Annotated in this window: 22 protein-coding genes and 1 riboswitch; of the genes, 12 read left to right on the top strand and 10 right to left on the bottom strand. The window is 59.6% G+C overall.

What is annotated here, in order from left to right:
* Positions 1-167: 167 nt before the first annotated feature.
* Positions 168-359 carry a hypothetical protein gene (locus tag M1D97_RS12320; protein WP_456268019.1) on the top strand — a complete coding sequence of 64 codons (192 nt, stop codon included), beginning with the start codon at positions 168-170 and terminating at the stop codon, positions 357-359.
* Between the two features lie 8 nt (positions 360-367).
* Here M1D97_RS12320 and M1D97_RS12315 read toward each other — a convergent pair whose 3' ends face one another.
* The 4 genes from M1D97_RS12315 to M1D97_RS12300 form a co-directional block, all read right to left on the bottom strand.
* On the bottom strand, positions 368-874 hold the full coding sequence (locus tag M1D97_RS12315) for a PRC-barrel domain containing protein (RefSeq protein WP_456268018.1): 507 nt from the start codon (positions 872-874) through the stop codon (positions 368-370).
* An 84-nt stretch (positions 875-958) separates the two neighbouring features.
* Positions 959-1,294, bottom strand: coding sequence for a DUF3140 domain-containing protein (locus tag M1D97_RS12310; RefSeq protein WP_456268017.1), 336 nt, complete (start codon positions 1,292-1,294; stop codon positions 959-961).
* A gap of 42 nt (positions 1,295-1,336) precedes the next feature.
* A complete protein-coding gene (locus M1D97_RS12305; RefSeq protein WP_456268016.1) occupies positions 1,337-1,555 on the bottom strand; it encodes a DUF2945 domain-containing protein in 219 nt (72 codons plus the stop codon).
* 140 nt (positions 1,556-1,695) lie between these two features.
* Positions 1,696-2,742, bottom strand: coding sequence for a YihY/virulence factor BrkB family protein (locus tag M1D97_RS12300; protein WP_456268015.1), 1,047 nt, complete (start codon positions 2,740-2,742; stop codon positions 1,696-1,698).
* A 205-nt stretch (positions 2,743-2,947) separates the two neighbouring features.
* On the opposite strand from M1D97_RS12300, the gene M1D97_RS12295 reads away from it, so the two are divergent.
* The 6 genes from M1D97_RS12295 to M1D97_RS12270 all read left to right on the top strand — a co-directional run bounded on the left by M1D97_RS12295 (position 2,948) and on the right by M1D97_RS12270 (position 6,954).
* Positions 2,948-4,300 carry a hypothetical protein gene (locus M1D97_RS12295; protein WP_456268014.1) on the top strand — a complete coding sequence of 451 codons (1,353 nt, stop codon included), beginning with the start codon at positions 2,948-2,950 and terminating at the stop codon, positions 4,298-4,300.
* A 33-nt stretch (positions 4,301-4,333) separates the two neighbouring features.
* A complete protein-coding gene (locus M1D97_RS12290) occupies positions 4,334-4,678 on the top strand; it encodes a glutathione S-transferase N-terminal domain-containing protein (RefSeq protein ID WP_456268013.1) in 345 nt (114 codons plus the stop codon).
* Between the two features lie 138 nt (positions 4,679-4,816).
* Positions 4,817-4,987, top strand: a complete 171-nt coding sequence (locus M1D97_RS12285) for a hypothetical protein (protein WP_456268012.1) — start codon at positions 4,817-4,819, stop codon at positions 4,985-4,987.
* 139 nt (positions 4,988-5,126) lie between these two features.
* Positions 5,127-5,309: a CsbD family protein gene (locus M1D97_RS12280; protein WP_456268011.1), complete on the top strand. Its 183-nt coding sequence runs from the start codon at positions 5,127-5,129 to the stop codon at positions 5,307-5,309.
* A gap of 152 nt (positions 5,310-5,461) precedes the next feature.
* Positions 5,462-5,740, top strand: coding sequence for a peptidylprolyl isomerase (locus M1D97_RS12275; protein ID WP_456268010.1), 279 nt, complete (start codon positions 5,462-5,464; stop codon positions 5,738-5,740).
* A 221-nt stretch (positions 5,741-5,961) separates the two neighbouring features.
* A complete protein-coding gene (locus M1D97_RS12270; protein ID WP_456268009.1) occupies positions 5,962-6,954 on the top strand; it encodes an adenosine deaminase in 993 nt (330 codons plus the stop codon).
* Here the strand turns inward: M1D97_RS12270 and M1D97_RS12265 are convergent, their stop codons facing one another.
* On the bottom strand, positions 6,955-7,890 hold the full coding sequence (locus M1D97_RS12265; RefSeq protein ID WP_456268008.1) for an AEC family transporter: 936 nt from the start codon (positions 7,888-7,890) through the stop codon (positions 6,955-6,957).
* Positions 7,891-8,033: 143 nt separating this feature from the next.
* Here M1D97_RS12265 and M1D97_RS12260 point away from each other — a divergent pair, with 143 nt between their 5' ends.
* From M1D97_RS12260 to M1D97_RS12250, 3 genes are all read left to right on the top strand, one after another.
* Positions 8,034-9,083, top strand: a complete 1,050-nt coding sequence (locus M1D97_RS12260) for a hypothetical protein (RefSeq protein WP_456268007.1) — start codon at positions 8,034-8,036, stop codon at positions 9,081-9,083.
* Positions 9,084-9,156: 73 nt separating this feature from the next.
* Complete coding sequence (locus M1D97_RS12255) at positions 9,157-9,561, top strand: glutaredoxin family protein (RefSeq protein ID WP_456268006.1); 405 nt, start codon at positions 9,157-9,159, stop codon at positions 9,559-9,561.
* 275 nt (positions 9,562-9,836) lie between these two features.
* Positions 9,837-11,429 (top strand): solute:sodium symporter family transporter, encoded by a 1,593-nt coding sequence (locus tag M1D97_RS12250; RefSeq protein ID WP_456268005.1) that lies wholly within the window; start codon positions 9,837-9,839, stop codon positions 11,427-11,429.
* A 109-nt stretch (positions 11,430-11,538) separates the two neighbouring features.
* Here the strand turns inward: M1D97_RS12250 and M1D97_RS12245 are convergent, their stop codons facing one another.
* From M1D97_RS12245 to M1D97_RS12230, 4 genes are all read right to left on the bottom strand, one after another.
* Positions 11,539-13,515 (bottom strand): beta-galactosidase, encoded by a 1,977-nt coding sequence (locus M1D97_RS12245; RefSeq protein ID WP_456268004.1) that lies wholly within the window; start codon positions 13,513-13,515, stop codon positions 11,539-11,541.
* Between the two features lie 81 nt (positions 13,516-13,596).
* Positions 13,597-14,364 (bottom strand): FadR/GntR family transcriptional regulator, encoded by a 768-nt coding sequence (locus M1D97_RS12240; protein WP_456268003.1) that lies wholly within the window; start codon positions 14,362-14,364, stop codon positions 13,597-13,599.
* A 185-nt stretch (positions 14,365-14,549) separates the two neighbouring features.
* Positions 14,550-16,484, bottom strand: a complete 1,935-nt coding sequence (gene thiC, locus M1D97_RS12235) for a phosphomethylpyrimidine synthase ThiC (protein WP_456268002.1) — start codon at positions 16,482-16,484, stop codon at positions 14,550-14,552.
* Positions 16,485-16,568: 84 nt separating this feature from the next.
* A riboswitch (TPP riboswitch) is annotated at positions 16,569-16,692 on the bottom strand.
* An 83-nt stretch (positions 16,693-16,775) separates the two neighbouring features.
* Complete coding sequence (locus tag M1D97_RS12230; protein ID WP_456268001.1) at positions 16,776-17,006, bottom strand: hypothetical protein; 231 nt, start codon at positions 17,004-17,006, stop codon at positions 16,776-16,778.
* Between the two features lie 27 nt (positions 17,007-17,033).
* On the opposite strand from M1D97_RS12230, the gene M1D97_RS12225 reads away from it, so the two are divergent.
* Positions 17,034-17,753, top strand: a complete 720-nt coding sequence (locus M1D97_RS12225) for a DUF4145 domain-containing protein (protein ID WP_456268000.1) — start codon at positions 17,034-17,036, stop codon at positions 17,751-17,753.
* Positions 17,754-17,840: 87 nt separating this feature from the next.
* Positions 17,841-18,650, top strand: coding sequence for a hypothetical protein (locus M1D97_RS12220; RefSeq protein WP_456267999.1), 810 nt, complete (start codon positions 17,841-17,843; stop codon positions 18,648-18,650).
* A gap of 475 nt (positions 18,651-19,125) precedes the next feature.
* On the opposite strand, the gene tenA is transcribed toward M1D97_RS12220, so the two are convergent.
* Positions 19,126-19,791: a thiaminase II gene (gene tenA / locus M1D97_RS12215; protein WP_456267998.1), complete on the bottom strand. Its 666-nt coding sequence runs from the start codon at positions 19,789-19,791 to the stop codon at positions 19,126-19,128.
* Positions 19,792-19,834 lie beyond the last annotated feature (43 nt).

The following is a 19,834-nucleotide window of genomic DNA, read 5'->3' as shown; positions in this document are numbered from 1 at the left end:
GAGGGGGCATATGGCGTAGTGCTGCTACGCCGTGTGCGACAAAACGTGCATCGCACTGAAGTGTTAAAACTTCTTTAATACAAGGGCAGGCTCATGAAGGCAGAGGCAGCCGCCTTGTAACATCAGCCGCTGGCGGCTGTTTCCGGTCCACGAGACGGGAGGTCGCCATGCATCATCGACACTATCCCATTGGCGGCATCACCATTGTCATTCTGGTGCTGCTGCTCGCTCTTCTGGTCCTGGTCGGTGGCAGTCCCCTGACGTCCGATCGGGGCAATAATATGCCCGCCTGGTGCGAGCACCACGACGGGCATTGTCCCGGGACATCAGGTGACCCGGTGCGCAGTCTGGAAGGCTAGCGCCGCGCTCAGTTCTCGAGAGCGTCGCCGGCACGCTGCAGCAGATTGGAGGTCGCCTGACGGGTGTCCTCCCAGGCGCTGCTGGCAGCATTGCTGGTGCGCTGCCAGGTCTGCGAGGCCTGCTGACGCGCGTCCTGCCACCAGTCGTTGCTCCAGGTGGGCTGCTGTTTGAGGGCGTCGCGATCCAGATTGACGGTAACGTTGTATTCGATCTCGTCCAGATCGGTATCGCTGCTGGTGTCTACCGTGAAGTCACCGCGCTGAATGACATAGCCGTGATCTTCCGGATTGATGCTGCCACCCTCGGTTTCGATCACGATGGCCTGCAGGGTCATGTCATCACCAAACAGCAGATCCTCGACCTCACCGATGGTCTCGCTGTCGCCCTGCAGATGCACATCGGCATCCATCAGTCTGTCGGCGGAGTAGAGTCCCTGAGTGGCAGGCTGATCCGCCTGGGCAACAGAGGCGGCGCCCATCATGACAACGCCGGCGAAGAGGGAACGATAGAGCATGAGTGTCATCCTTGTGTCATGTGTCCGCAGAATCATGGCACTTGCGGGGCGGGCGTGCCCATCCCTTCAGCTTGAGTTAAATATTCATGACGACTTGAGCGGGTCATGGCCCCAGTTCATCAGGGAGTAGCGCCAGCGCGACGTCTTCCTGTCTTCCTTCTGTGGGGGCTGCTTCAGATGGCGGGCCACGTACTGATTGACCTTTTTCATGTGGCTGAAGTCATCATCATCAAGCTCTGCCTTGCGCTTTCTCTTGATCTCGACGATGCGCCGACCCGACTGATGACCGGTGGATTCACCGTCACTGCTGTCGCCCACCGATTTTGACTCGTCGGTTTCCAGCCACTCCTCAAGCTCTTTCGGCGCCATGTTGACGCTCTCCTTGAAGTCCTGATAGATCGCTTCATTGTCATCGCTCATGGTGTCCTCCCTGACACGTTGAATATTGAACGGTGCGGCGGCTCAGGCCTTGCGCAGTTCCCTGTGCAGCTTGAGCACACGGTCGCCGTCATCCTGCTTGATCATGTAGGCCGGTTCGTCTTCGGTGGCATTGCGGGTCACATCACTGCCCTTGATGCGTCGGGTCACCTTCTGGGTGTACTTGCGGGTGATTTTGCCTTCGGTCCAGTGATCGCCCCATTTCCATTTCACACGCTGACGCTGGCGATAGTGCTCACTCATGACGACGCTCCCTGTCTGCTCTGTCGTAACAGCGATAGCCTGGCCTGTACAAGGCGTTTGTACAAGAAAGTCAAAAGTGCCGCCCGATTTGTACAACATCGGGCGGCGCTTTTGTATAACCCGGCGAGGCGCCGGGCGGCTCAGTTCTGACGCCTCTTTTGATCCTCTTCGTCCGATGTCTGGCCTGCTTCGGTAAAGGCGTTGGTGCCGATGTCGCGATCATCCTGCGCTACGGTGTCGGCTGCCCAGGCGCCGCGCTTGCCCATCGGTTGCGGCTTGCCGGTGGTCGTGTCCTCCCGGGTCTGTCGCTCGAGCTCACAGTTCAGTGCCGCCCCCAGCAGGACAATAAAGGCCGACAGCCAGAACCACAGCAGCAGTACCATGACCGCCCCGATGGTGCCGTAGGTCTGGTTATAGTTGCCGAAGTTGCGCACATAGATGGAAAAGCCGACCGACCCCAGCGCCCAGAGCAGGGTGGCCGTCACCGAGCCGACACTGAGCCAGCCGACGCGCGACGGTGCCCGGTCAGGGCCGTAGCGGTAGAGGATGGTGATGGCGCTGATTACCAGCAGCAGCAGGATGGGCCAGCGAATATAGGTCAAAAGCGCCGTCAGCGTGTCCCCGAAGGGCAGCCAGGCGATCAGCGGCGGGAGCAGAGCGATGGTGCCCAGCGTCAGAATCGTCATCACTATCATGGCGCCGGTCAGCACCCAGGTCATCAGGGTGAGCTTGATCAGCCCGCGCTCTTCCTTTTCGCCGTAGACGATGTTCAAACCCGCCATCAACCCGCGCATGCCCTTGGAGGCGCTGTAGACCGTAAAGGCAAGGCCGGCCACGGCCGTAATGCTCATGCCGGCGCCGGCACTGTTGTTGACCGATAGCGCCTGCTGCCGAATGATGCTGGCGGCGTCTTCGGGCAGCACACTGCTGAGCATTTCGATCTGGCCCTGCACCTGCTGCGGGTCAAAGGCCAGACCCCAGATCGAAATGAAGGCAGCAATGGCCGGAAAGATCCCCAGAAAGGCATAAAAGGCGATGCTGGCGGCAATCAGGGTGGCATGGTTGGCTTCTACCTGCCGCCTGACGCGCAATAGCGTGTCCTTCCAGCCGCGTCCGGGCATGGCCAATGGCGAGATCGTGTCCCGGCCCCGGTCGCCGCCACGCGGCTTGTCGGTTGTGTCCTGCATGGTCTGGTTACCCCGGTTGAACGATTCAGGCTGAGAGTTGATGTTGTCGGGTGCCCGACCTGTCAATGACATATGCTTTGGGTGGCGTCTCCCGGTGTCATGTCGATCATGCCATCATTGAGGCCCGGCCGGGTCGCGACGCGAGCGTGTTCATGCGTCGAATACGCCAGTGTCGTTGTCATGTCTTGTTTCAAGGGTCACGTTCTTGGTCAGTGTAGAGCGCAGGGAAGGTTTCAACATCAAGATCTCGCGGGTGCTCAAGGAAGCCACCGAGCACGGGCTGGATCTGTATCTGTTCGTGCCCGGCGAAATCGATCTGCATCGCAATGTCGTCCCGGAAGGGAGCTTTTACCACAACGCCATCCATTTAAAGCGCACCTACTACAGCAATCAGCGTCATCTGCCGCTGGCCCATAGCCGGCTGGCGCGGCGCGATCGCAGCTCACCGGAGCGCTATCGGCTGAGCCTGAGCCTGTATGCCTATCAGTACGTGGTGGCGCTGGAGCGTTTGATCGCCCCGCTGGAAGGCGATCCCGACCGGGTGGATGCCGAGGCTCTCGAGGAGATTGTCGAGCTGGCGCGTAACGTGCCCAGGAGCATGCGGCGCAACCGCCCCGAGGATGATAATCAGCTCAAGTACTTCATCAATATCGACAACTATATGTCATGGATCACCGAGCAGCGGCTTTTGAAACTGGTGGCCGGCCTGCCCGGCGATGATGACGCGCAGGCGCGACTGCGCCACTCGCTGCTGGAAATCTGCCGGTTCGAAAACCGCTATCGCCATGAGCGTCAGTACAACTCGAGCCGCGCCGCCCGGAATCCGTCGCGCATTTCCAACAAGATGCGACTGCTGCGCCGGCTGATCGAATATCCTGTCACGCTCAAGCAGAAAAACCGCGAGCTGGGGGCCTGGGAGGAGCGCGGGGTCAAGGCGCTGGCGACCGGGCTGGTCATGCTGGTGATCTCGGTCATGATGATCGAGGCGCGCAGCCTGGTGGGGGATCTGACCCTGCGCTTCGTGCTGATACTGGCGCTTTTGTACGCCATGCGTGAGGTATTCAAGGAGGATCTGCGCAATACGCTGTGGCGCTGGCTGCGCCGGGGGCGTCCCAAATGGAGGCGTCAGTATTTCGACGTGCACAGCAATGAGATGGTCGGTCAGCAGCGCGAGTGGCTCGACTATGTTCGCTTCAAGCGCCTCGATGACGACATTCGCGCGACCCGGGGCGGTAGCGTGACCCAGCGTGAAGAGGTCATCCTGCAGTACCGCAGCCGTTCAAGAATGCTGCCGATTCGGTTTCTCAGCGGCTATGAAGAGACCCGCGAGATCATGATGCTCGATCTGTCCATGATCGCGAATCTGCTCGAGGACAGCCATCATCATGTCTATCAGTTACAGGATGGCGAAGTCAGCCGCGAGATGGTCGAGCGACGCTATCAGCTCAATCTGGTCGCGCGCAGCATTCGCGGCGCCCGGGAAACAACCGTACAGCGCTGGAAGATCAACATGAGCCGCTCGGGCATCGTGGATATCGAGGAGTCCACGCCCCGGTAAGGCACGGCGCATTATCCATGCAAGGAGACGTCAATGCAGGACGATATCGATCAGGTGGTGCGAACGCCCCAGTCGCAGGCAGAGGTGGATCAGCAGTGTCGCAATCTGGCGCTTTACGAATATGAAAGCTGCCCCTTTTGCCGGCGCGTGCTGCACGAAATCGAGCGGCTGTCGCTCAACATCGAGCTTCGCAATACGCGTGAGGACACAAGCGCCCGTGAAGAGCTGCTCGAGGGCGGCGGTCGCCCTACGGTGCCCTGTTTGCGTATCACGCAGGAGACCGGGGAGACCCACTGGATGTATGAATCCGCCGATATCGTGGCCTGGCTGCGCGGGCAGTTCGGCCGAGATAGCGATCGCAAAAAGGATAACCCGTGATAAGCCGGGTCAGTTACTCCATGTTACAAAACGTCGGCTGACGCGTGGCCGGCACTGTCTATGCTGTAGAAAGGTACCGACACATGGCAGCGCAGTATCAGGAGACGTCGGGGCCATCATGCAGAACGGGAGGTTGGCATGGCAGAGTCAAAGGGCAGCAAGGCCGAAGGCATGATCGACAAGCTGGGTGGCAAGATCCAGAAGGAGACCGGCAAGGCCGCCGGCGACAAGGACCAGATCCGAAAGGGTGAAAAGGATCTGGCCAAGGGTGAACGCAAGGCGAAATCCGGTAGTGACAGCAAGGATTGACAGGCGTTAACCACATCTTCTGTGCCGACATGACATTGGCAATGCGGCATGATCGTCTACACTGACTCACGCGTATCTTGGATACGCGGATATCGCCCTGATGGGCAGATATCATATTTTCTACATGGAGGTAATTGTCATGGCTACAGATTCCAAGTCCGACAAGGCTGAAGGCGCAATCGACAAGGCAACGGGCAAGCTCAAGGAAGCCGTAGGCAAGGCAACCGACAAGCCCGGCACCGAAGCCGAAGGCAAGGCCCAGCAGTCCAAGGGGCATGCCGAAAGCGCCAAGGGCAATGTCAAGGACGCCGCCAAGAAGTAACGCGTCTGACATCACGAGTTAACGCAGGGGCCGCTCATCGAGCGGCCCCTGCTTTTTGTCGGTCGCTCTCTTTTGTACTCGATGCACCGGCAGCGCTATGGCCTGCGCCGTCCCCATCGTACAATCGCGGTTTTATTCTTCGGAGAGGTATCATGGCCCAGGCAAGTGCGCGTCATATTCTGGTCAACAGCGAAGCCGAGTGCGAAGCGCTCAAAAACGAGATCGAGCAGGGCAGGGACTTTGCCGATGTCGCCCGCGAACACTCGAAGTGCCCCAGCGGCCGGCAGGGGGGCGATCTGGGCACCTTTGGCCGCGGTCAGATGGTGCGCGAGTTCGATGAAGTCGTCTTTACCGGCGACCTCAACAAGATCCACGGCCCGGTCAAAACCCAGTTCGGCTATCACCTGCTGGAAGTCACCAGCCGCAGCTGATCAGGCGCTCACACCGTTTAATGCGTTCGGGGCTGCCTGTCATGGCAGCCTCTTTTCATGGCGCTCGTTGTCATGACGCTCGTCGATGCGACAGTGCTGAGGCGCGACACCATGGGTCGGCTGGTTTATCCTGCCCGCTGTGAAACGACCCCGGTCGTATTATTTGATGAATCATCCGGCACTCTGGTGCTGATTGACGGCAGGACTGTGAGGAAGTGCTCATGAAAGACTGGCTACAAACGCTGCCCAAGGCGGAGCTTCACCTGCATATCGAGGGCACGCTGGAACCCGAGCTCATGTTCGAGCTGGCCGCCAGAAACGATGTGACGCTCCCCTATGGCTCCATCGACGAGGTACGCGCGGCCTATAACTTCACCAACCTGCAATCCTTTCTCGATCTCTACTACCAGGGCATGAACGTCCTGCATACCGAGCAGGATTTCTTTGACCTGGCGATGGCCTATTTCGAGCGCGCCCACCGCGACGGCGTGGTCCACGTTGAACTCTCCTTTGACCCGCAGCCGCATCTGGCCCGTGGCGTGGCCATGCGTACCCTGTTTGCCGGTCTGGGGCAGGCGCGGGAAGAGGCCTGGCGCCGCTTCGGCATGTCGACGGCCCTGATCATGAGCTTTTTGCGCGATCGCAGCGCCGAGGAGGCGATGGACGTGCTGGAGCAGGCCACCCCCTGGCATGACCGGATCGACGCCGTGGGGCTGGACAGCGCGGAACTGGGCAACCCGCCGGAGAAGTTTACCGCCGTCTTCGAGCAGGCCCGCACGCTGGGCATCGCAAGGCTTGCGCATGCCGGCGAAGAGGGGCCGGCCGCCTACATCAGCGGCGCGCTGGACGCCCTCGATGTGTGTCGTATCGACCACGGCGTGCGCTGTCTGGAAGACGAGGCACTGACGGCAAGACTGGCCAACGAACAGATTCCGCTGACGGTCTGCCCGCTCTCCAATGTCTATCTCAAGGTGTTCGAACGGCTGGAGGATCACACCCTGCCCGGTCTGCTCGATCACGGGCTCTGTGTCACCCTCAACTCCGACGATCCGGCCTATTTCGGCGGCGGCATGCTCAACAACTTCGTGGCCTGTCACGAGGCCTTTGGCTGGGACGAGGACGCCTTCAGAACGCTGGCCCGTAACGCCATCGAAGCCGCCTTCATGAGCGAGCAGCGTCGTGAAACGCTGCTGCAGGCGCTGGCCGAGTGCTGATCAGACGCCATGATGGATCATCCAGAGCATGGCGCTGATGGTGAAAAACGAAGTGACCGTGGCGGCCAGTAGCGCCGCCGCGCAGAGCTTGTCCATGGAAAAGCGCACCCCGAAGATGGGGTAGACGCTCAGCATGGGGGCGCTGGCGATCAGCAGGGCGCCTGTCATCAGCTCGGCGTTGTCAATGGGAAACAGCTGAAAGCACAGCAGCACCAGCAGCGGGTGGCAGACCAGCTTGGCCAGTGTGATCTGGCCGATATCGCGATACATGCCCTGTATTTTCAGGCCATACAGCGTGCCGCCGATGACAAACAGGGCGACCGGGGCCGAAGCATCGGCGAGCATGTCCAGCGCCTTGTAGAATGGCGCCGGAATCGACAGTCCCGACAGCGAGATCAGGGCGCCGCTGACGATGGCGATAATGATCGGGTTGCGCACCAGACGCCGGGCCGTGGTCAAAATTGTCCGGCGAAGGGAGATACCCTGCTGGCTGCCCGCTTCCGCCAGCGCCAGTGCCAGCGGCATCATCAGCATGTTCTCGATCAGCATGCACAGCGCCAGTGCCACGCCCGCGGTGGGGCCGATCACCATCACCGCAATGGGATAGCCGATAAAGCCGCTGTTGGCGGTGGCCATGCCCATGGCCGTAATGGCGGCGTGATCCAGACGATGACGCTGCAGGCCCCGGGCCAGAAAAAGCCCTGCTGAAAACGTCAGCAGCGAGCCGAGCCCATAGGCCAGCAGATAGTGGGCATCAAGGACCTCGGTCAGCGGCTGCTGGCTGAGGGCGCGAATGATCAGCGCCGGCAGGGCAAAGTTGACCACCAGACGCCCCAGCCCCTGGATATGCTCCCTTGATACCACATTCATCATGACGGCGACGTAGCCCAGGGCGATCAGCATGAAGATCGGGGCAGTAATGCTCAGTACATTCAAGAATCCGACTCCGGGCCAGGCGTTGGGCCCCGAACGGCCAGCGCAGGCGTTGATCGGCCAGCGGCTGTCGGGGCGCTGAAAGGTTGTATTGAACGGATGACGGCGTCAAATCGGCGTCATCCATCCTGCAGAGGAGAACGACCATGCGCGCACGTTTTATCCATCACGCGACGCTGCACTGCTTTCCGGCCGGGCTGACGGATGACCGGCATCAAACGGTCCATGCCGAAGTCTCCGCCGTGGTGCACGACGGCCGGCGACTGATTCTCGGCAGCGACAAGCCGATTCCCGGCGCCGAGCGCTCCTCGGTCTTTGCCGTCGATATCGATGAGCGGGGGCATCCACGGGAAGAGACACTGGCCTACTATACCCAGCCGCTGATCCGTCAGGCGATCAAATACGAGGATTTCGCCCTGACCGTGGACGGCCGTTACGTACTGGCCACCACCGGCTTTGATCGCCTTCATCCCGAGGATCACTCGCTCAACGATTATAACCATCTGCTGATCTGGCCGCTGGGTGATCCCGACCGGGTGCAGGTGGTGGACCCGGATCCGCGCGATGGCGTCCCGGGTTCGCTGGAGCTGCGCCAGCGCCTCACGGCCGCCATCGGCATGCCCTACTACAAGATCGAGGGGCTGGCGGCCGTTCCGAGCGACGAAGGCGATGGTCTGCTGCTGTTCGGGGTACGCGAGCAGGGCCATCATTACGATGATTTCAGCTATGTCTGCCGCGTCGTCGGCGCCCACTACCGCATCGATGCGCAGGGGCAGCTGGTGTTTCTCGACGAGATGCGCGAGCACTACGCCTTTGACCCGGGGCAGTTCGAAGCCGTCAGGCATGTCTGCGGGCTGTCGAGTCTCGAATATGACCCGTATCACCATCGCCTTTATCTGATGACCAGCTTTGAAAACGAGCAGGAAGGGATCGACAGCATCGGCGGCTATCTCTGGGTCATCGACATGGCGGATCTGGCGCGTGGCAGGGCACCCGAGCTGGTGGCAGAGGAAGATGGCGAGGCGCTGGTGTTTGAACACAAGGCCGAAGGGCTGGCGGTGCTGGATCACGATCGCCTGTTCGTGGTGTATGACAACGACCGGGAGCTGGCGCTGGGAGCGCATGACCGGGCGCGCGAGCAGAAATATGCCTGCGAAGCGCCCTGGACCCTGCTGCAGATGATCCCGCCGGCATAAGGGTCAACCCCGGCGGCCGGGCCTGATACCATGGGGACTGTTCCTTCCTGTCCCATCTTCCTGCGGGGTCATCATGAAAATCGTCATGCGCTATTTTTTCAAAACCGTGCGACTGGTGCTGGCGCCCGTCATGCTCATGCGGGAAAAGCTCACTCGCCCCACCCCGGTATCCCGCTCCGGCGAGGCGCAGCAGACCGTGGATCAGGCCTGCGAGCAGCTGTCGCTGTATCAGTTTCGCAGCTGCCCCTTCTGTATCAAGGTGCGCCAGGAGATGCACCGGCTCGCCCTGCCGATCGAACTGCGCGATACCCAGCATGATCCGGCCCATCGCGAAGCGCTCAGGGAAGGCGGCGGTCGCGTCAAGGTGCCGTGTCTGCGCATCGAGCGTGACAGCGGCCAGACCGAGTGGATGTACGAGTCCGACGCCATCAAGGGCTATCTGCAAAAGCGCTTCGAGCCCGACGCCGCCGCGGCATGAGAAGATGCAACACGAGTCCATGAAAGACCCCGGCCTGCCGGGGTCTTTTACGTTTCAGAAGCAGGGTAGCGGTGAGGGGCAGGCATTTCGGACCCTTTCGTATCGGCGTCTTCAGGCATTCGGGGCCGACCACGGGTGACACGCGCCGAAATGTTGGAAATTGTCGGACATTTTGCATGAATAGGTAAGACAAATTGCGAATGGCCTTTGTTGTTCAGGGCGATAGACTCGGTGGCTTCGCGCAAGACCTCTCCGTATTCCCATAAGGCAGCCCCATGAATGCGTTGACCCTGGCCTCGTTTTTTTTCTTTACCGCACTGGTCGCCGTCGTGACCTGGCGCATGACCCGCCACGATGATCATCGCCATGCGAGCGGCTATTTTCTGGCCGGGCGCAGTTTGACCTTCCCGGTCATTGCGGGCTCGTTGATGATGACCAACCTGTCGACCGAGCAGATGGTCGGGCTCAACGGGGCAGCATTTACCGATGGACTGTCGGTCATGGCCTGGGAAGTCATCGCGGTCGTTACCCTGGTCACCATGGCCATGTTTTTTCTGCCACGCTTTCTGAAAAGCGGCGTAACGACCGTACCGGAGCTGCTGGCGCTGCGCTTTGACCGCACCACACGGCTTTTGGCCAATATCATCTTTGTGGTGGCCTATGCCGCCATTCTTCTTCCCAGCATTCTCTATTCAGGGGCTCTCGGCCTTATGGGGCTGCTGGATCTGCAGACGCTGACCGGTATCGAATCCAGCATGGTGCTGCTGGTACTGACCATTATCGCCGTCGGCGTGGGCGGGGCCATCTATGCGCTGTTTGGCGGACTTCGCTCGATTGCGATTTCCGACACCATCAATGGTGTCGGGCTGCTGATCGGCGGATTGATGATCGTTTTTTTCGGCCTCAATGCCATCAGTGACGGCCAGGGGGTTCTGGCGGGGTGGGAGACGCTCAAGACCAGTCATCCGGAAAAAATGCGCTCCTGGGGCACCGAGGATCAGTCGGTCCCTTTCTCCACCATCTTTACCGGTGTGCTGCTTTTGAACATGTTCTACTGGTGCACCAACCAGCAGATCATTCAGCGTACCTTTGCGGCCAAAACCCTGGCGGAAGGGCAAAAGGGCGTTCTGCTGACCGGCCTTCTCAAACTGCTTGGCCCCCTTTATCTGGTGCTGCCCGGGATTATTGCCTTTCATATGTACGTGGGCGACGGCGTCAAGGCCGATGCCGCCTACGGACAGCTGGTCCATGATGTGCTGCCGGCACCGCTGACCGGCTTTTTTGCCGCCGCCATGGTCGGCGCCATCCTGTCCTCGTTCAATTCGGCCCTGAACTCGACGGCCACCCTGTTCAGTCTGGATGTCTACAAGGCCCGCCTGAAACCGGAGGCCACGGAGGCTCAGGTGGTTCGGGCCTCCAAGTGGTCGGGCTGGCTGATGGCCATTGCCGCCATGAGCATTGCGCCATTGATGGCCAGTCAGGAGAGCCTTTTTGTCTACGTGCAAAAGGTCAATTCGCTGTATTACGTACCGCTTTTGTCGGTCATTCTGGTCGGCTTTTTGACCCGGCGCGTGCCGGCGATCGCCGCCAATCTGGCGCTGGTGCTGGGGTGTGCCATTATCGGTGCGTTCTATTTCGTGCCGCCGCTGGCCGGTGTGGTCGATACGGTATCCAACTTTCACTTCATCGCGATCGTAATGGTCCTGCTGGTGCTGATGATGCTGACCATTGGGCGGGTGGCACCGCGTGCCGAGCCCTGGGTGCAGCAGGATGCCGGCGTGATCGACATGACGCCCTGGAGCAAGGCGTGGCCGGCGAGCATCGCGCTGCTGGTCCTGGTGGTCACCATCTATCTGGCCTTTATCTAGGCCGCTATACGGCGTCTGTGACGTGCAGGCGCTGATTCAGTCGCGCATGAAGGCACTGTCCCCGCTCGGGAAACCGATGCGGGGACAGTGCGTTATCAGGCGGTCAGGATCAGTGTGTCGTCGACCAGATAGTGACCCCGGCGGGCGGGAGCGTCGTTGAGCCGACCAGGTAACCTGATGCCGGTACCAGATCATCCGGAAGATGACGCGGCTCGGCGGCGTAGTTGAAGGCAAAGCAGAGCGCGCCGCGCCGGCGCAGCCTGACGCCTTCGGGCAGCACGGTGGTGGCAATATCCGCGGCGCGACACACCTCGTCGAAAACTGCCACCATGCTGTCCTCATCCAGCCAGGCGGTCAGATAGACCACGCCCTGGTGGTCGGTGACGGCGGGCAGGCCATCTTCAAAACGATGCACGACCCGGGCCTTTTGTCGCTGGGCATCAAGTTGCTCGCGCCAGCGCAGGCCGTGACCCTGTGGGCTGCCCGGCAGATGCAGGCGCGGATGGGTGCCGGGGCGCATGCCATCGACCTGATCGACCGTCACGCCGGCCAGCGTGGTCAGCGCGCCTGGTGCCAGCCGGGCGGGAATCTGAAAGTCCACCGTGCGTGAGCCGGAACGGGCGCCGATGATCAGGCGCGTGCCCGCGTCGCGGGCGGTTTCAAGTCTTGCTGCGAGGTCTTCATCGGCGATGACCTGGCAGGGCAGCACGACCAGAGCGTAGCCGTCCAGTGTGTCTCTGGGGGAGACGATATCGACATCCAGCCCGAGCCGGCGCAGGGCGCTGTACCAGCTCAGGTGCAGCTCCAGCGCATCGAAATCGGCGGCATGGGGCTGAATCTGGCAGGCCCAGATGGCGCTGTAGTCGAACATCAGGGCCACCGAGGCCTGCGTTGTGGTGATGTCGTATTTTCCGAGTTCGGGAAGTTCGTCACGAACCGCCAGAAGCTCCGGCCAGGCGGCCGAGGGGGTACCGTCGGGGCGCAGCAGACCGGCGTGCATCTGCTCCTGAGCGAAGGGGGCCTGGCGCCAGCGGAAGTAGGAGACGACCTCGGCGCCATGGGCGAAGGCTTCATGGCTCCACAGGCGCACCATGCCGGGCAGCGGGGCGGCGTTACTGACGGCCCAGTTGACGGGGCCGGGCTGCTGCTCCATGACCCACCAGCGCCCCCGGCACATGGCGCGGTAGAGATCGTGATGAAAACCGGCAAAATCCGGATGGCCCTGCTGGCGGTAGCGATGCCGGGTGGCCTCGTCATGCGCGCCGCGCTCCAGAAAGCCCAGCGGGTAGCTGTCCCAGCTGGCGATATCGAGATCGCGGGCCACATCGAAATGATCGAACGCCGTGAAAAGCCCCATGAAGTTATGAACTATGTCCACCGAGACGCCGGCGGCGCGCAGGGTATCGACCTGCAGGCGATTGTAGGTCACCACCAGATCCGAACAGTAGCGGCGATAATCGAGCACAATCGCCGGGTGGGGCTCTGTCACCGTCCCCACCGGTGCCTCGACCTGAGCGAAGTCGGTCACCTCCATGCTCCAGAACACGCTGCCCCAGGTCTCGTTGAGCGTGTCGACATCGCCGTAGCGCTGCTCGAGCCAGTGCCCGAAGCCATGACGGGCCGCCGCCGAGTAGCTGAGGATGGTGTCATGGCAGCCGTATTCGTTGTCGGTCTGCCAGGCGATGATGGCCGGGTGGTCGGCGTAGCGCTCGGCCATCAGGCGAGTGATGCGCTCACTCTGTGAGCGATAGACCGGTGAGGCGAAACAGTAGTGGCGGCGTGAGCCGAACCCTCGCGGTCGGCCATGTTCATCCACGGCCAGTATCTCCGGATGGGCATCGACCAGCCATTTGGGCGGGGTCGCGGTGGGGGTGCCCATGACGATGGAGAGGCCGGCGTCTGCCAGCGTGGCCACGGCGTCATCGAGCCAGTCGAACTGAAGCTCGCCCGGGCGTGGCTCCAGCCGGCTCCAGGCGAACTCGCCGATGCGGACCACGCTGATGCCGGCCTCGACCATGGCGCGCGCGTCGTCGGCCCAGCGCTGTCGGGGCCAGTGTTCCGGGTAATAACAGACACCTGTTTGCATGACTTGCTCCTGGGGTGTGGGTGTCGATGGCAGGAAGTGCTCCATGCGCTGGCATGAAGCGCAGAGCGTGATGAGGTCTGTTCAGAGGGAGGTCAGAGGGCCGGGGCGCAGCGCGGTCGGGCTGCTGGAAAGCTCAAGATCGGCGGCCGTTCGGGCCAGCATATGCTCGGTGGCTTCGCGGGCCGCCGCCGGCTGTCGCATCCGGATGGCTTCCAGTACCCGGCGATGACGCTCCAGGCTGTCGTCGAGCCGGTCAACGCGATGATGGGAGCGCGCGATCAGGGCCACGATCGAGGGGCGCAGCAAACGCCCCATCTGACGCCATACCAGGTTGTGACTGGCGCTATAAATGGCTTCATGAAAGGCAATGTCGTTATCAATGTGGGCGTTGCGCTGGTCCGGATCGTTCGCCGTTTCACACATGCCGTTAAAGGCGTCCTCTATCTGCGCCAGATCCCGGGCCGTGGCGGCCAGTGCCGCCAGCTCGCTGACATAGGGTTCGACGGCCAGGCGAAAGGCGAAGACTTCATGCACCAGCTGGGGGTGCGGGGTGTCCAGCCCGGCGAGCCAGCGGCTCATGTTGGGGTCCAGCAGATGCCACTGTGAAATATCGCGTACGATGGTGCCGCGCCCGGCAGTGCGCTCTATGAGACCGCAGCTGCTCAGGGTCGCCAGGGCGTTGCGTATCCGGTTGCGGCTGGCGTCAAAGTGACGCGACAGGTCCAGTTCCCGGGGGAAGGTATCGCCGCTGGCCCACTGGCCGGACAGGATGGCATGAGCCAGCATCGCGGCGAGTGTATCGGCATCCGCGTTGGCAGTGGCCTGGGGGAGATGCTTGAGCTCGGTCACGGGCATGCCTCCAAATATCAGATATAAATATAATAATGTCTGATATTTGGCTCAATGCCGGGGTGCCCCGGAAGGGGTAGACATTGGTCGAGCGTGACAGGGCGCCGGCTCGGGCAGCAGCCCTGAACAACGGAGCCTGAATACATGAAAGACCCCGGCCTGCCGGGGTCTTTCATATCGATGGGTCAGACTTCCCTGTAGAGTTCGCTGCCGTTGTCGCGAAACTTCTCCGCCTGCTCGGCCATGCCGCGGCGCATCGCGTCTTCATCGCCTTCAAGGCCGTTGCTTCGGGCGTAGTCCCGTACCTCTTGGCTGATCTTCATCGAGCAGAACTTCGGCCCGCACATGGAGCAAAAGTGCGCCACCTTGGCCGAGTCCTTGGGCAGGGTTTCGTCGTGATATTCCCGGGCAGTATCCGGGTCGAGGCCGAGGTTGAACTGATCCTCCCAGCGAAACTCGAAGCGCGCCTTGGACAGCGCGTTGTCGCGGCGCTGCGAGGCCGGGTGGCCCTTGGCCAGATCGGCGGCGTGGGCGGCAATCTTGTAGGTGATGATGCCGGTCTTGACGTCATCGCGGTTGGGCAGGCCCAGATGCTCCTTGGGCGTGACATAGCAGAGCATGGCGCAGCCGTACCAGCCAATCATGGCCGCACCGATGCCGGAGGTGATGTGGTCATAGCCCGGGGCGATGTCGGTGGTCAGCGGTCCGAGGGTATAGAAGGGCGCCTCGTCGCAGCACTCGAGCTGCTTGTCCATGTTCTCCTTGATCAGGTGCATCGGCACGTGGCCGGGCCCCTCGATCATCACCTGTACGTCGTGCTTCCAGGCGATCTGCGTCAGCTCACCGAGGGTTTCCAGCTCGGCAAACTGAGCGGCGTCGTTGGCATCGGCAATCGATCCCGGGCGCAGGCCGTCGCCCAGCGAGAAGGCCACGTCATAGGCCGTCATGATCTCGCAGATCTCTTCAAAGCGGGTGTAGAGAAAGCTCTCCTCGTGATGGGCCAGACACCACTTGGCCATGATCGAGCCGCCGCGGGAGACGATGCCGGTGGTGCGTTCGGCGGTCATCGGCACGTGGTGAAGGCGCACGCCGGCGTGAATGGTGAAATAATCCACGCCCTGTTCGGCCTGCTCGATGAGCGTGTCGCGAAAGATCTCCCAGGTGAGGTTTTCGGCCACACCGCCGACCTTTTCGAGCGCCTGATAGAGCGGCACCGTGCCGATCGGCACCGGCGAGTTGCGGATGATCCACTCGCGGGTCTCGTGGATGTTCTGACCGGTGGAGAGATCCATGATGGTGTCGGCACCCCAGCGGATGCCCCAGGTCATCTTGTCGACCTCTTCCTCGATCGAGGAGGTCACCGCCGAGTTGCCCAGATTGCCGTTGATCTTCACCAGGAAGTTGCGTCCGATGATCATCGGCTCGCTTTCCGGGTGGTTGATGTTGTTGGGGATGATCGCGCGGCCGCGGGCCACTTCCTCACGCACGAACTCGGGGCTGATCTCGTCAGGAATGCTGGCGCCGAAGCCTTCGCCCTTGTGCTGATGACCCAGAATGCGCTCGACCTCGTCACTGCCGAGCTGCTGGCGGCGCTGGTTCTCGCGCAGGGCGATGAATTCCATTTCGGGTGTGATGATTCCCTGGCGCGCATAGTGCAGCTGGGTGACGTTACGTCCGGCTTTCGCGCGGCGCGGGGTGCGTTTCAGGTCAAAGCGCAGGGTCGCCAGCTGCGGGTCATTGGCGCGGCGCTGGCCGTACTCGGAAGTTGGGCCATCCAGCCACTCGGTGTCATCGCGCTCATCGATCCAGGCGCGGCGCAGGTCTGCAAGGCCGCGACGAATGTCGATATCGGCCGCCGGGTCGGTGTAGGGGCCGGAGGTGTCATAGACCAGCAGCGGCGGATTGTCCTCGACGCCGTCCCGGGTGGTGGTGGGGGAGAGGCTGATCTCGCGCATGGGCACGCGAATGTCCGGGCGTGAGCCTTCGACGAAGACCTTGCGCGAGGCCGGCAGGGGGGATACGGAGGCGCTGTCGACGCGGGCGCTGTCGGCCAGAAAGGTCGGGGATTTCCGATCGCGGCGCGGTGAACGCGCGTCGTGGGATACCGTGGTATCGGTCATGATGTGCTCCAGAGCGTGACAGTTGTCAGCCGGCGCACAGCGTAGGCAGGAAGGGGCGGTATTACAGGATGCCAGAGCGGCAGCGCGGACCCTTCGCTTGAATCCCTACGCCGGTATTAGCCGGATCAGGTTCATCGGGATCCATCGTGGTACCGCATGCGGTACAGGATGATCTCAGCCGGTTCCACCGGCACCCCGTCAAGCAAGCGATGGCTATGCCATCGCCGGAGTCAGTCTGTGCTGGGCAAAGGTGCCCGGTCAAGTCTCACATCCGGGTGTTTGCCCCTCGATTCAGTGTGCCGCATCGAGCCCCATCTGCCAGAAAGCAGCTTCAAGGCGCGTGGCATCTCGAAAGGTGATGATCAGCTGAACAAAATGGTTGTCGGTTCTCAGCGCGTAGCGGATGCAGGCCATTGCCGCCGGCCCTTCGGACAGCTCCTCTTTCCCAATGCCAGCTCGCAGCAAAAATTTGCTTTGCCGCCTTTGTAATCGATGGGATAGTTTTGTACGAAGTGGCTGCATAATCACTGTTATCTCCCAAGGAGAATCATGGCACATTTAAATGAAAAAGAAGGCTCTATTGTTAGTCATTGTCCTGGTTGTCGCGGTGGCCGAAGTACTTTCGAGTGGCACGTGAACGGCCGTGAAATTGGAGCGCATGAGAGAAGGGAAGAAGATCGTCACTGGGGAGACTGTGTTGTCTCCTACAGGGTTTTTAAATGCGCTGGCTGCGGAATGGGGGCGTTTGGCGTCATAAAAATGGGAGGTGGAGGTAACTATCCTGGCTCGTATAATCGTCTATTAAAGTTCTTTCCCGAAACAAAGCAACGCCTATCTATTCCAAATTCAGTGCCACAGGGAATAGTTACGGAATTTCGTGAAGCTGAGACATGCTTGGAGAATCAGTGCATTAGGGCTTCTGCAGGACTAATCCGTTCTGTGCTTGATAAGACTCTACGCACCAATGGCTATAAAACTAAGAAGGAATTCAACCTATATAAACAAATTGAGGCAGCTGCTGAGGATGGTGTCATAACACAAGCGAGAAAACGTAGGGCTCATGATGAGATTCGAGTTTTGGGTAACGACGTTTTACATGACGATTGGCATGAAATTCCGGAAGAAGATGTAGATGCAGCAAGACATTATTGCCAGAGAATACTTGAGGATTTTTATGACGATCGTGGATCCGTTCTAACTCTTTTAAGGGAAGCCGGAAGGGTTCCAGAAGAAGATCGTGAATCAGAAGAAGAAACGAGTGATAGCTAATAAGCACATGTTGACGGAATGGTTTTCCTCTGCGTTTCAAACTAGCTGAGTATGCAGGCTTTAGATAAAAAGGAGAATTGAGCAGTAATGTTGGAAACAATAGAGTTTTGGCTAAGAGATTCTTTGATACAGAGTCTTTTGTTATCTCCATTGATGGGATTAGTTTTTGGAACTATTTTTTCAGGTTTAACTGTAGGTAACAGAGAGGTCGGTAAAACTTCTGTCCGAGAGACAATAATAATAATTAAAGAAAGAATAACTATTCGAGATGGTGGTGGTCGAAAAGGAGGCGCATCCAATGATGATCCGATGGTGCTACTATTCTTTCTGTTAGTTGTGACGGTTTTCTCTATTTATCTTTATGCGGTTTATGCTAAGTCAATCATTGAATATGCATCGATTGCTGCTTTAAATGTGATTGCATTTGGTTTTTCCGTACTGATTGTTTCGGCAATAAAAGGGCGCCTTAATAGTGGCGAATGGATTGCTTACACTTTCATACCAATTGTCTTCGTATCTTGTAGCCTTTTACTTTTACATAGGGCAGATCTTGGGATTTTGCCTGGTGCTAAAGAAGCTGCTGAGTCAGCTGGAGCTTACAGATTCTATTTCGATGTACTTGATGACGAACAAAGGTATTGGGTTATAGCTCAGCTCTTCGGGTTGCTTGGAACAATTGTATTTTTATTTTTTTCAATAGTTTTAGTCGTTCATAATATAGCCGCTTTGCAGGTCATCTATAACGGTTTTATGCAGCCTTTTTGGCAGTCTGTTTTTTTGTTCACAAACGCTTTTTCTGGAAGATTTGCATGGGTTTTTCTTTCTGTTTTAGGAGTTGTTACTTACTTTTCCTTGGATGGGACCGTGTATCAATACTTTACTACTCAGTATAGCTAATAAGGTGGTCAACGTGCACCAACTAAGCTGCGCTTCATTGCTGCCTGTTGCCACTGGAGTTAAGTATAAAAAAGGGTGCAGACATGCTCTAACCCTTGCTGCCTTTAGTCTCTAATCTTCCTGAAACTGGAGAAAGAAACTATCCAAAGTCTTGGCTATTCGATCGGGCGTTACGCACCTATGCTCCAATACCGCCGAACAGGCTTTGTGTGACGCTCGCCACATGCCTCTCTTCCCTAGCAAGTAACGATTTCACCTCCGCTTCTGCCATAAGGGGAGGGTGCGGTATGCCACAAAAGTGAAAGAAGACGCGCTTCCAATGAACGTCCGCAGCTTTCCTCGGGGCGCAAGGTGATAGCGCTTTACCCGTCGGGTAGCCTTGACGCTACTCACCAGCTTCATCGGGACCCATCGTGATCTCGCTTGGCGATACCACGATGACCTCAGCCGGTGCCATCGTCACCTCGTCAACCCCTCAGCCTGCCACATTAAGCCCCATCTGCCAGAAGGCCCGTTCCAGACGCGTGGCATCACGAAAGGTGATGATCAACTGCTCAAAACGGCTCGGGGAGACCTCGGCCAGTCGCGTATCCAGCCACGCCCGCTCCAGGCGCGCGGCCTGCTGATATTCCTCGTCGCGGTACATGTCGATCCACGCCTGATAGGGGTTGTCGGTAGTGACGGTCTGCGGCCGCGTGGCGATCCAGTCGGCGATCTCGGCATAGCCGATCAGGCACGGGGCGAGGGCCACATGCAGATCCAGAAGCTCGCCGCGGTGGCCGCAGTCCAGCACGAAGCGGGTGTAGGCTAGGGTTTCATGGGCTTCCGGCAGGTCATGAAGGCTCTTTTCGTCAATCCCCCACTGCCGGCAGTACTCGACGTGCAGTCCCATCTCGGTATCCACGATGGTCCTTAAATTGTCCAGTGAGTGGCGAAGCTCGGCCATGTCGCGGCTCTTGTAGACCGCCAGCCCCCAGGCGCGGGCAAAGTGGATCAGAAACAGATAATCCTGCTGCAGATAGTGTTGAAAAGCGGGGGTGGGCAGCGTCGCTTCGCTGATCCCAACGACGAAAGGATGCTGGATGTAGGCCTGCCACTGATCGCTGCAGGCGTTTTTGAGCGTGTCGAAATCCTGAGCCATGTCGAAGTCACCATGAGGGGTTGGTCGGGTGTCTCCAGGATAA

Source organism: Kushneria sp. AK178 (assembly GCF_053903105.1).
This window is presented reverse-complemented; position numbering and strand designations above follow the sequence as displayed.

Coding starts and splice junctions, on each gene's coding strand:
- M1D97_RS12315 (WP_456268018.1), bottom strand. CDS start 874: ATGCTCTATCGTTCCCTCTTCGCCGGCGTTGTCATGATGGGCGCCGCC.
- M1D97_RS12230 (WP_456268001.1), bottom strand. CDS start 17,006: ATGCAGCCACTTCGTACAAAACTATCCCATCGATTACAAAGGCGGCAA.
- M1D97_RS12280 (WP_456268011.1), top strand. CDS start 5,127: ATGGCTACAGATTCCAAGTCCGACAAGGCTGAAGGCGCAATCGACAAG.
- M1D97_RS12220 (WP_456267999.1), top strand. CDS start 17,841: ATGTTGGAAACAATAGAGTTTTGGCTAAGAGATTCTTTGATACAGAGT.
- M1D97_RS12310 (WP_456268017.1), bottom strand. CDS start 1,294: ATGAGCGATGACAATGAAGCGATCTATCAGGACTTCAAGGAGAGCGTC.
- M1D97_RS12255 (WP_456268006.1), top strand. CDS start 9,157: ATGAAAATCGTCATGCGCTATTTTTTCAAAACCGTGCGACTGGTGCTG.
- M1D97_RS12270 (WP_456268009.1), top strand. CDS start 5,962: ATGAAAGACTGGCTACAAACGCTGCCCAAGGCGGAGCTTCACCTGCAT.
- M1D97_RS12320 (WP_456268019.1), top strand. CDS start 168: ATGCATCATCGACACTATCCCATTGGCGGCATCACCATTGTCATTCTG.
- M1D97_RS12245 (WP_456268004.1), bottom strand. CDS start 13,515: ATGCAAACAGGTGTCTGTTATTACCCGGAACACTGGCCCCGACAGCGC.
- M1D97_RS12285 (WP_456268012.1), top strand. CDS start 4,817: ATGGCAGAGTCAAAGGGCAGCAAGGCCGAAGGCATGATCGACAAGCTG.
- M1D97_RS12225 (WP_456268000.1), top strand. CDS start 17,034: ATGGCACATTTAAATGAAAAAGAAGGCTCTATTGTTAGTCATTGTCCT.
- M1D97_RS12275 (WP_456268010.1), top strand. CDS start 5,462: ATGGCCCAGGCAAGTGCGCGTCATATTCTGGTCAACAGCGAAGCCGAG.
- tenA (WP_456267998.1), bottom strand. CDS start 19,791: ATGGCTCAGGATTTCGACACGCTCAAAAACGCCTGCAGCGATCAGTGG.
- thiC (WP_456268002.1), bottom strand. CDS start 16,484: ATGACCGATACCACGGTATCCCACGACGCGCGTTCACCGCGCCGCGAT.
- M1D97_RS12300 (WP_456268015.1), bottom strand. CDS start 2,742: ATGCAGGACACAACCGACAAGCCGCGTGGCGGCGACCGGGGCCGGGAC.
- M1D97_RS12260 (WP_456268007.1), top strand. CDS start 8,034: ATGCGCGCACGTTTTATCCATCACGCGACGCTGCACTGCTTTCCGGCC.
- M1D97_RS12305 (WP_456268016.1), bottom strand. CDS start 1,555: ATGAGTGAGCACTATCGCCAGCGTCAGCGTGTGAAATGGAAATGGGGC.
- M1D97_RS12290 (WP_456268013.1), top strand. CDS start 4,334: ATGCAGGACGATATCGATCAGGTGGTGCGAACGCCCCAGTCGCAGGCA.
- M1D97_RS12250 (WP_456268005.1), top strand. CDS start 9,837: ATGAATGCGTTGACCCTGGCCTCGTTTTTTTTCTTTACCGCACTGGTC.